At 38.5% G+C, this 10,564-nt stretch carries 9 protein-coding genes; 5 read left to right on the plus strand and 4 right to left on the minus strand.

All coding sequences use genetic code 11. The features are described 5' to 3' along the window. The first annotated feature begins 267 nt into the window (after positions 1-267). The gene (locus tag ODQ17_RS18645) at positions 268-486 is read left to right on the plus strand and encodes a DUF1653 domain-containing protein (RefSeq protein WP_262770652.1); all 219 of its coding nucleotides are present in this window, start codon (positions 268-270) and stop codon (positions 484-486) included. A 45-nt stretch (positions 487-531) separates the two neighbouring features. Next, complete coding sequence (locus ODQ17_RS18650) at positions 532-1,119, plus strand: O-methyltransferase (protein ID WP_322905531.1); 588 nt, start codon at positions 532-534, stop codon at positions 1,117-1,119. Here ODQ17_RS18650 and ODQ17_RS18655 read toward each other — a convergent pair. Next, the gene (locus ODQ17_RS18655) at positions 1,111-2,145 is read right to left on the minus strand and encodes a helix-turn-helix domain-containing protein (RefSeq protein ID WP_322905534.1); all 1,035 of its coding nucleotides are present in this window, start codon (positions 2,143-2,145) and stop codon (positions 1,111-1,113) included. The two genes, ODQ17_RS18650 and ODQ17_RS18655, sit on opposite strands and share 9 nt — an antisense overlap. 120 nt (positions 2,146-2,265) lie before the next feature. Here ODQ17_RS18655 and ODQ17_RS18660 point away from each other — a divergent pair, with 120 nt between their 5' ends. Continuing rightward, positions 2,266-3,459 (plus strand): alkane 1-monooxygenase, encoded by a 1,194-nt coding sequence (locus tag ODQ17_RS18660; protein WP_322905536.1) that lies wholly within the window; start codon positions 2,266-2,268, stop codon positions 3,457-3,459. Between the two features lie 50 nt (positions 3,460-3,509). Here ODQ17_RS18660 and ODQ17_RS18665 read toward each other — a convergent pair whose 3' ends face one another. Both ODQ17_RS18665 and ahpC read right to left on the minus strand, forming a co-directional pair. Next, positions 3,510-3,719, minus strand: a complete 210-nt coding sequence (locus ODQ17_RS18665; RefSeq protein WP_004793625.1) for a KTSC domain-containing protein — start codon at positions 3,717-3,719, stop codon at positions 3,510-3,512. A 253-nt stretch (positions 3,720-3,972) separates the two neighbouring features. Next, a complete protein-coding gene (ahpC, locus tag ODQ17_RS18670; protein WP_003652649.1) occupies positions 3,973-4,536 on the minus strand; it encodes an alkyl hydroperoxide reductase subunit C in 564 nt (187 codons plus the stop codon). Positions 4,537-4,888: 352 nt separating this feature from the next. On the opposite strand from ahpC, the gene hrpA reads away from it, so the two are divergent. Continuing rightward, positions 4,889-8,746 carry an ATP-dependent RNA helicase HrpA gene (gene hrpA / locus ODQ17_RS18675; RefSeq protein WP_322905538.1) on the plus strand — a complete coding sequence of 1,286 codons (3,858 nt, stop codon included), beginning with the start codon at positions 4,889-4,891 and terminating at the stop codon, positions 8,744-8,746. Between the two features lie 95 nt (positions 8,747-8,841). Next, positions 8,842-9,948: a beta-ketoacyl-ACP synthase III gene (locus ODQ17_RS18680; RefSeq protein WP_204084642.1), complete on the plus strand. Its 1,107-nt coding sequence runs from the start codon at positions 8,842-8,844 to the stop codon at positions 9,946-9,948. A 104-nt stretch (positions 9,949-10,052) separates the two neighbouring features. Here the strand turns inward: ODQ17_RS18680 and ODQ17_RS18685 are convergent. Then, positions 10,053-10,564, minus strand: a 512-nt coding sequence (locus ODQ17_RS18685; RefSeq protein WP_322905540.1) for an OprD family outer membrane porin, incomplete at its 5' end; no start/stop codon positions are given.

A 10,564-nucleotide genomic window follows, 5' to 3' on the forward strand; every position in this document is an offset into this window, starting at 1 on the left:
CTGTTTTTACTCCAATGCATCCAAATTCTTTCAATAGATGCATAGTACGTTAAAACACAGAATAGGTGAAACAGTATGTTTTTATAGATTTAATCGGTTTTTTGAATGTTGATTGGCACTTATAAATAATATCAAGAAGTTAAAGTGGAATTTGTCTTTAGGTCGTCTTTATTACTCTTTTTTATCTTTTAAAGTGAAAGTGTTTAAAAATTTATATATGTTATATGGCTGTAAAGATTTTATGTCATAACATTAAAAGGTACTTTCATGTCATTGCAACGCGGCATTTATCAGCATTATAAAGGTAATCTCTATCAAGTTTTTTCTGTGGCAAAACACAGTGAGACTGAAGAGCAACTCGTGGTTTATCAGTGTCTTTATGGTGATTATTCAACTTGGGTACGTCCGCTTGATATGTTTACTGAAACGGTTCAAATTGCTGACGGAAGTATCGTGCCGCGATTCAAGTTAATTCAAAGTACTTAACTCAAACGGTTGTCATATAAAATAACGATTTTAAAGGGTGAAGATATGCCAAATACTTTTTTCTTACAAAGAGTTGCAGATTTATATGACACCTTTAAACGACATGATGCCCAGCAGTCAGATCGCTTGCTACGCTATCGAAATATTGAGGCTGAATCTGCAAAACTTCTATCGCAATTTATCCGAATGCAGCAAGCCAAATCAATTTTAGAAATTGGTACTTCAACGGGTTATTCTACGCTATGGCTTGCTGAGGCTGCACTATCGACTCACGGAAAAGTAACGACACTTGAGATTGATGCCAATCGTAGTACCGAGGCGAAACGCCATGCGACTGAATTAGCATTAGATGAAGTGGTTGATTTTTGGATAGGGGATGCAGCCGATTATTTAAAAGAATCTCATGAAACGTTCGATTTTATTTTGTTAGATGCTGAGCGTAATGCTTACGAAAATTATTGGCCGGATTTAAAGCGTCTGATGAAGCCCAAAGGTGGTGTTCTTATTATTGATAAGGTGATTTCACATGCGGCTGAAGTAAGTTCATTCTTATCTTTAATTAAAAAAGATGAAAATTTTATGAGTAGTATTTTGCCGGTAGGCGCAGGTTTAAGTCTGGTGGTTTTAAAGTAGATTCGCTTTCTTGATATATTCTTGGCGATAAGCTTGTGGACTACAGCCCTGTACTTTATTAAATGCACGGGTGAAATTGGCAGGATTAGAATAGCCCAGTTCATAGGCAATATGGGTAATGGTAAAGGTAGAGTTCTCTAACAAATCAATGGCACGCTCAGTGCTGATCTGTTGCTTTAAATTTTGAAATTCAACGCCTTGTTGCTGTAAATAGCGTTGCAAGGTTTTGGTCGAAATGTTTAATACTTTGGCACATTCCATTAGGGTTGGGACTTGATTGGCTTGTCGCAGCATCATACTGACCCATTCAACAATTTCACCTTGATGATAGATCTTCTGGATTTGTTCCTGACAGCGTTGTTCAACTATTTTTAAACTATGTGCATCAGCTAGAGGCAAGGGTAGTGCTAATTGTTGCTGATCAATTACCACGCGAATACCTGAAAGCCACGTATAGTTAAAGTGAAAATTAGCTTTTACTAAGGATATGTAACGTTCTTGATAGCTCGGCTCTGGAACACTCAAATACACTTGGTAGCGTTGTAATTGCTGACCAGCCAATTCTAACAGGCTGTAGTAAAACGCCACGGCAATCGCTTCAATATGAAAGGCCAAACATTGCTTATTCATCTGCAAAATCGGTTCAAATAATAGTTCAACCTTTTGCTGTTTGGTTGGAAACTGAATGCTGAGCTTAAAACTGGGCATAATCAGTCTAAAATATTGTGCAATGAGCCTAAGTGCATGTTCTAAATTAGGACTGGTCATTAGCGCATAGCCGACCAGACTATGTGAGCTGAGTTTGATATTTTTACCCAGTTCAAAGGCTAAGTCTTGAGTGTTGGGCAGACTTAAACCCATCTCAATGAATTGTTCAATTTGTTGAATTGATAATAAGTCTGTTTTTGCCAGTTCTTGCTGGAATGCGGTCAATAAATCATTATCGTATTGATGCATGCCGATTAAAATTTCAATCAGCCGTAAATAATAACGTGATGGAATAACAGGAATCTGTTGCTTCTGCACAAGAAAAACTCAGCAAAGTCTTAAAATGATAATAGCAAGTCTTAAAATGATAATATAGAGGGACTATGAACGAGCACAATCAATTCAAGCAAAACATTTTGTGTTTGATTGGAGTCTCTAATGAATATGCATACTCAACTGGATGTCGAGCAAGCGACAACAACATTTAAGGATAAAAAACGTCATTTATGGCTATTGGGTTTGGCTGTACCGACCATTGCAATGGGTGGGCTAGTAGGCTATCAATTTGGTCCTAAAAAAACTAAAAAGTTCTTTGCTTCATTTGGGCCATTATTTATTCATGGCGTTATTCCAGCATTGGATAAACTGATTGGGGAAGACAAGGAAAATCCGCCATTAGACGCAATCGCGGATTTAGAAGCGGATCCTTATTACGCTCGCATTGTTAAACTTTTTATTCCTTTGCAATATGCGACCAATATCTATGGAACATATTTAGCCAGTCGTAAAAATACACCTCTTGCTGATCAGGTTTTACTTGGAACTTTGGTGGGAATGGTCAATGGGATTGCCATTAATACGGCACATGAACTTAGCCACAAGAATGGGCAGCTTGAACATTATTTATCGCATTTAGCGTTAGCACCATCGGGTTATAACCATTTCCGAATTGAACACCCTTATGGACACCACCGTCGAGTAGCGACACCTGAAGACCCAGCATCTTCACAATTTGGTGAAACCTTTTGGAAATTTTTACCGCGGACTGTAATTGGCAGCTTTAAATCGGCGATTGAAATTGAAAAAAATCGTTTAGAACGTAAGAAATTGCCTTTCTTCTGTAAGGAAAATGAGCTGATTCATGGCTGGGCAATGTCGGCTGTGTACCATGCAGCCATGTTTGCGAAATTTGGTGCGCGTTCGATTCCATTTCAAGTTACTCAAGCTGCGTATGCAATAACTTTGTTTGAATCGGTGAATTACATTGAACATTATGGTTTAAAGCGTGCAAAGAAAGAAAATGGCCAATATGAACGCACTTTGCCAGAGCACAGCTGGAACAATAATAATGTGGTGACCAATCTATTTTTGTATCAATTACAACGCCATTCAGATCATCATGCCAATCCAACTCGTAGCTTTCAGACCTTACGTCACTTTGAAGATGCGCCGCAATTACCAGCAGGTTATGGTGCAATGATTTTGCCTGCATTTATTCCATCTTGGTGGTCGAGAATTATGGATAATCGTGTTGTCGAGCACTATAAGGGTGACCTTAGTAAAATCAATATGCATGTTGATGTGAAGGAAAAAATGCTAGAGAAATATATTGGTCAAAATGACGCAGCTTAATAGCCAAAAGATATAAAACAGATCAGCCCCAGCGGGCTGATTTTTTATGATTAAGCAGAAATACGGAGTCTGTTAAAATGCAGATCAAACTCAAGATATTTGTGAACAAATGCAGTTTTATCATTGGTACGTAACAAATTATTGTAGATAAACTCTGGAACTGGATGGTAGAGCTCACCTGAGCCATTGCTATAGAAAATTTTTAAATAGCGTGAAGAAACATCGTATTTCCAAGAGGTTACAACAACAGATTTTTCCATATAACTACTCCTACTTTTGTTTGATCTTTTAATACATACATACAGCTCTTTTGTTTCATAATTCGACAGTACTCTAAGTTAAGCAGGCTTACAATTCATAAATGAATATTGCTATAAATTTATAAGTATAAGAATTGTAAAAAATTAGCTATAAAATTTGAGCAGAGAATAGGGCTTAGATTTATAAAAATAACCAATAAAAAAACCACCCTAAAAAGGGTGGTTTTCAGACGTATTGGTCTAATCTAAAAAATTAGATTTTACCAACTAGGTCGATAGATGGAGCAAGAGTAGCTTCGCCTTCTTTCCATTTAGCTGGGCAAACTTCACCTGGGTGAGCGTGTACGTATTGAGCAGCTTTTACTTTACGAAGAAGTTCAGAAGCGTCACGGCCGATACCACCAGCGTTGAGTTCAACGATTTGGATTTTACCTTCTGGATCGATAACGAAAGTACCACGGTCAGCTAAACCTTCAGATTCGATAAGAACGTCGAAGTTTTTAGAAAGAGTCCAAGTTGGGTCACCAACTAATGGGTATTGGATTTTTTTGATTTCTTCAGAAGTGTCGTGCCAAGCTTTATGAGTGAAGTGTGTATCAGTAGATACAGCATAAATTTCAACACCAAGTTTTTGGAATTCAGCGTAGTTGTCAGCTAAGTCACCAAGTTCAGTTGGACAAACGAAAGTGAAGTCAGCTGGATAGAAGAATACAACAGACCACTTACCTTTAAGGTTAGTTTCGTTAACTTCAACAAATTGGCCGTTGTGGTAAGCAGTTGCTTGGAATGGTTTAACTTCAGTATTAATCAAGCTCATCATTGTCTCCATGATTGAGGTTTATATTTAAACTTGTTTACGAGATGTAGAATAAATAAAAATTCTTTATTGGGGAAATAGTATTTTTACATGACTAAAATCGGAAAATTGAATAAGTGATAAATTTACGATTTTTAAGTCCCCAAACACTGTATTCGATTTGACTGCAAAAACATGTAAATCAAATGACAGTTATAGTAAAAGAAACTTGCATAACAACATGAAGTCTACTTAGTCAAAATTCAAGGGTAAAATTTTAAAAAATTAAAAATATATAAAAAACCAAGTGTTTTACCTGAAGGGCATTAGAGCGTAAAATAGAGGATTGTTGTATTTTCAGGAAAATTTGTCTGTGCAGAATGATTTAAATATTGATCAGTGGGTAATGGCAAGAGATCGTTACCGTTTAAATCGTTTGCGTAAAGATAAAAAAGCCAATACAGCAGAGATTGAAAAATTATTTGAACAATCGAATGCCAAAGTAAGGCAGCGATTTGAACGTCTCCCTAAAATTAAACTGAATCAGGAACTACCTGTTTCTCAATATGCTGACCGTTTAATTGATGCGATTCAAAAACATCAGGTCATTATTGTGGCAGGTGAGACGGGTTCAGGTAAAACCACTCAGCTTCCTCAAATTGCAATGTTAGCAGGCCGTGGCTTAACAGGTATGATTGGTCATACACAGCCTCGTCGTTTAGCTGCACGTAGTGTTTCTCAGCGTATTGCAGACGAAGTCGGAGAAAAGCTTGGTGAATCGATTGGTTTTAAAATCCGATTTAATGAACAAGGTTCGCAAGATTCAATTGTACGGTTAATGACCGATGGTATTTTGCTTGCTGAGTTAGGCAATGACCGCTTTTTGTCTAAATATGACACAATCATTATTGATGAAGCGCATGAACGCTCACTCAATATCGATTTTATTATGGGTTATTTAAAGCAGTTACTGCCAAAACGCCCAGATCTAAAAGTGATTGTGACTTCGGCAACTTTAGATGTAAATCGTTTTAGTAACTACTTTAATGATGCACCTGTTTTTGAAGTGGAAGGGCGTAGTTATCCGGTCGAAGTGCTTTATCGCCCAATTTCAGAAATGAATATTGGCGGCAGTGACGACGATGAGTTTGATGATTTCGAAGAAAACTTACCTCGAGCAGTCGTACAGGCAGTTGAAGAATGCTTTGCTGATGCCGAAGCAAAAGGTCACCCCGAACATGCCGATATTTTAATTTTCTCAAGTACAGAACAAGAAATTCGTGAGTTGCAGGAAACCTTGCAAAAGTACGGACCAAGACATACCGAAATTTTACCTTTGTATGCGCGCTTAGCTGTTTCTGAACAACAAAAGATTTTTAGTCCAGGTGGAAAAGGCCGTCGTATTATTATTGCGACCAACGTGGCCGAAACTGCACTGACAGTTCCAAATATTCGTTATGTGATTGATAGCGGTTTTGCCCGTATTTCTCGTTATAACTACCGTTCACGTGTGCAACGTTTACCAATTGAGGCAATTTCTCAAGCTGCTGCCAATCAGCGTAAAGGGCGTTGTGGTCGTATTGCGGCGGGTGTGTGTATTCGTTTATATAGCGAAGAAGACTTCTTAAGCCGCCCTGAATTTACCGAACCTGAAATTAAACGAACAAACTTGGCTTCTGTTATTTTACAAATGCACAGTTTAGGTTTGGGTGAGCTAGAAAACTTTGATTTTATTGAGCCACCAGATTTCCGTCTTGTAAATGATGGTCGTAAGTTACTCATTGAGTTAGGGGCACTTAACGAGAAGAAAAATGAGCTGACTAAAGTCGGGCAAATGATGGCACGTATGCCGATTGACCCACGACTCGCTCGTATGATTGTTGGCGGTGCTCATTTTGGTGTACTTAAAGAAATTTTGGTTGTGGTGAGTGCTTTAGCTGTTCAAGACCCACGTGAGCGCCCAGCAGACAAACAAATGCAGGCTGACCAAAAGCATGCTTTGTTCAAAGAAGCAGATTCAGATTTTCTGTTTTATTTGAAACTTTGGGATACTTTAAATCCTAAAGGTGAAGCTGGCATGTCTGAAAATAAACGACGTCAGTTTGCCAAACAGAATTTTTTAAGTTGGTTACGTTTACGTGAGTGGAAGCAGACACACCAGCAATTAGTTGAGTTAGCAGAAGGTTTAAAACTCAGCTTTAATGAAAAAGCTGCAAATTATGAAAACTTGCATCGTGCGTTGCTGACAGGTTTGTTGTCTTTTATTGCCAATAAAACAGATGAGCGCAATACCTTTATGGCGGTGCGTCAGCAAAAGGCTAAAGTTTTTCCTGCAAGTACTTTGCACAAAACTAATACCTCTTGGGTGATGGCTTTTGAGATGGTCGAAACCTCTCAAGTGTACTTACGTACTTTAGCCAAAATTGATCCTGAATGGATTTTGCTTGCTGCACGTGATTTATTGAAATATCACTATTTCGAGCCGCATTGGTCTAAGAAAGCTGGGATTGTAAATGCGTATGCTCAAATTTCTTTGTTTGGTTTAATTATTGAACCAAAACGCTTAATTAATTTTGAGAAGGTTGACCAGCCTGCTGCTCATGAAATTTTCTTACGCGATGCATTAACCACTGGTAATTTGGGTACGATTCCACCATTTTTAAAACACAACTTGCTTAAACTTGAAGAAGTGGAGCGAGTTGAAGATAAATTGCGTCGCCGTGATTTAGTGGTCGATGAAGAAACGATTTATCAGTTTTATGCCTCTAAGATTCCTGAAGAAATCGCAAGCCGTCGTAGTTTTGAAGACTGGCGCGCAACGGTAGAAGCAAATCATCCGCGTTATTTATTTATTGAAGATGATTCACTCTGGCTAAATGACCGTCCAACAACGCAGCAATTCCCAGATCATCTACACAATGGGCAGCTACGTTTAGCAACAACATATCATTTTGACCCGAGCCATGATGAAGATGGTGCCACTGTTCAAATTCCTGTGCAGGCGCTGCCTCAAGTTGATGAAAATATCTGGTCATGGGGAATTCCGGGTTGGCGACAAGATTTAATTGAGGCATTACTTAAAGCTTTACCTAAAGATAAGCGTCGTAATGTAGTGCCAATTCCTGATACAGCTCGCAAGCTCATGCAAGGCATTGATGCAGTACATTTACGTGAACATATCTTTAGTTATTTAGCTTTTGCCTTGCGTGGTGAGCAAATTACTGACAAAGATTTCTCGTTTGAACGCATTGATCCATATCTGGTGCCTTTCATTAAAGTGATTGATGAAAAAGGTAAGTTGATTGCAAAAGGCCGCGATTTACCTGAATTAAAAGCGCGTTGCCGCGTAGAAACACATCGCCCAGTAAAACAGCAAAAAGGTGAGTTTAAGGACTTTCCTGAGAATTTTACTTTTGAGGCTTCACATAAAGTGACGGGTGTTGTTGTGAAACAATATCAGGCTTTGGTACCTACAAAAACTTTTGCTGAAATTGAAGCTAAAGATGACTCAGGCGTTGTTATACAGACTTTTAATGATCAGGCCGAAGCCATTAAGCAGCATCGTGAAGGGATTATCCGTCTGGTCCATATGCAACTGGGTGACTTAGTTCGTCAGTTGAAAAAGCAGATTTTAAAACCGCTTGCTTTGGCATATTCACCTTTGGGTGATAAAGCTAAGCTTGAGCAGATGTTGGTCTATGCTACGTTGCAAATGGCAATTACAACTTTGCCAATTAATGCAGATGAATTTAATAAACTACTCGAGCAAGTCAAAAAGCAATTTTTGAGTTATGGTCAGCAAGCACTTGAGCAGTTAAGTGATATTTATATTCAATGGCAGCAAATCCGTCGTCAGCTTTTAGTACTTGATGCAGGGGTGTTTGGACGCAGTATTGATGATATTGAAGATCAGCTAGATTTAATGTCACTTAGCAATTTTGTTTATTGCCAACCCGTCGATCTTTGGCAGGAATATCCGCGATATTTAAAAGCGCTGCTATTGCGTTTAGATCGATTGCCAAATAATCTACAGCGAGATCATGCCGCTATTGATGATGTCGATCCATGGATGGACAAGGTATTTAAATTCAAAAACGATCCAAAAATCAAAGAATTGTATTTGATGTTGGAAGAATTCCGCATTTCTTTATTTTCTCAACCGATGAAAACCAAGATGCCTATTTCGCCAACTCGACTGCAAAAGTTATGGGATCGTTTGGGAATCAGTTAAGATAGATCGGGGTCTGTTTATGCTGTTGTTTAGCCTACAACGCAATTTATAAATGAAAGATTAACAGACCCTATTCATTTTTTTAGGAGTTTTACATGGGCATTCGTATCACAGGTACTGGGTTATTTCACCCAACAGAAATCATTTCTAATGAAGAACTGGCCGACAGTTTAAATGCTTATGTGGAACAATATAACCAAGAGAATGCAGAGAAAATTGCAGCAGGTGAACTCGAAGAATTACGTGGTTCTAGTGCTGAATTTATTGAAAAAGCGTCTGGTATTAAGCGCCGTTACGTGATTGAGAAATCAGGTATTCTCGATCCAAATCGTTTGCGTCCTCGTTTGTCTGAACGTTCAAATGATGAACTTTCACTTCAAGCAGAGTGGGGCGTCATTGCTGCGAAGCAGGCAATGGAAAATGCAGGCGTAACTGCTGAAGATATCGATGTTGTGATTTTGGCATGTTCAAACATGCAGCGTGCCTACCCGGCGGTAGCGATTGAAATCCAGTCAGCACTTGGCATTCAAGGTTATGCCTACGACATGAACGTTGCATGTTCAGCTGCTACTTTTGGTTTGAAACAAGCAGCAGATGCAATTCGTTCAGGTGCTCGCCGTGTTTTATTGGTGAACGTTGAGATTACATCGGGTCACCTAGACTACCGTAACCGTGATTGCCACTTCATTTTTGGTGATGTTGCAACGGCTTCTATTATTGAAGAAACGACTACTAAAACTGGTTTTGAAATTTTAGATATTCATTTATTTACTCAATTTTCAAACAACATTCGCAATAACTTCGGTTTCTTAAACCGTAGCGAAGATGCAGTGGTTGACGACAAGTTATTCCGTCAAGATGGCCGTAAAGTATTTAAAGATGTTTGTCCATTAGTGGCAAAAATCATTAATGCGCAGTTGGAGAAAATGCAGTTAACTGCAAACGATATTAAGCGTTTCTGGTTACATCAAGCCAATGCCAACATGAATGAACTAATCTTGAAATATGTTGCTGGTAAAGATGCAGACCTAAGCCGTGCACCAATTATTTTAGATGAGTTTGCAAATACCTCTTCAGCAGGCGTTATTATTGCTTTACACCGTACAGGCCACGAAGTAGATAATGGCGAGTATGGCGTGATTTCATCTTTCGGCGCTGGTTATTCAGTGGGTTCGATTGTTGTACAAAAGCATGTTGCTTAAGCAACAAGATTAATTAAAAAACGCTCGTAAGAGCGTTTTTTAATGAGCGAAATAAAATAAAAAAGCGGGCCAAAATTAGCCCGCTTAGATTGAATCAAAAGTTATTAAAACTTTTTGGTGTAGTTTACAAACAGGCGGTCTTCACCAAAATCATTGCCATGTTTTACGTTGTAATCAATACGAATGTATTGCAGGGCCACGCCTTTTAAGAACGGCTGCTGAAATGCATAATTTAAAATCACATTCGACTCAGTTTCATGGTTTTTCTCGCCATTGGCTGCTTTAAAGTCATGGCCGTAAACATATTTCACCATCGCATTTAAACCCGGTACATAGTCTTTAAAGTCATAGCCGTACATGACATGGTAAGACTTTTCATCTTCTTTAAAGAAGCCAGTGGCGTTCCAGTTAATGAAATAGGTCTCTGGTAAGAAACCATCTGGTAGAGGATAAGCCGATTCACCGATAATTTGCTGGTAGCCCAAGCCAAAGGTGTGATTTTTTACTTTAAGCGTTTCTAGCACCCCAATGTTTTGCGCATCAATATCAAAAGTATTGCCATCATCTTTTGCATTGAAATATTTAAACTTAGAAGTAAGCGCAAAATTAGGTTGTT

Source organism: Acinetobacter sp. IRS14 (genome assembly GCF_034650275.1).
Classification (GTDB): Bacteria; Pseudomonadota; Gammaproteobacteria; order Pseudomonadales; family Moraxellaceae; genus Acinetobacter; species Acinetobacter oleivorans.

Bases quoted from the DNA above. Each gene is read 5' to 3' on its own strand.
- ODQ17_RS18645 (WP_262770652.1), top strand. From the start codon at position 268: ATGTCATTGCAACGCGGCATTTATCAGCATTATAAAGGTAATCTCTAT.
- ODQ17_RS18650 (WP_322905531.1), top strand. From the start codon at position 532: ATGCCAAATACTTTTTTCTTACAAAGAGTTGCAGATTTATATGACACC.
- ODQ17_RS18660 (WP_322905536.1), top strand. From the start codon at position 2,266: ATGAATATGCATACTCAACTGGATGTCGAGCAAGCGACAACAACATTT.
- ODQ17_RS18665 (WP_004793625.1), bottom strand. From the start codon at position 3,719: ATGGAAAAATCTGTTGTTGTAACCTCTTGGAAATACGATGTTTCTTCA.
- ahpC (WP_003652649.1), bottom strand. From the start codon at position 4,536: ATGAGCTTGATTAATACTGAAGTTAAACCATTCCAAGCAACTGCTTAC.
- ODQ17_RS18680 (WP_204084642.1), top strand. From the start codon at position 8,842: ATGGGCATTCGTATCACAGGTACTGGGTTATTTCACCCAACAGAAATC.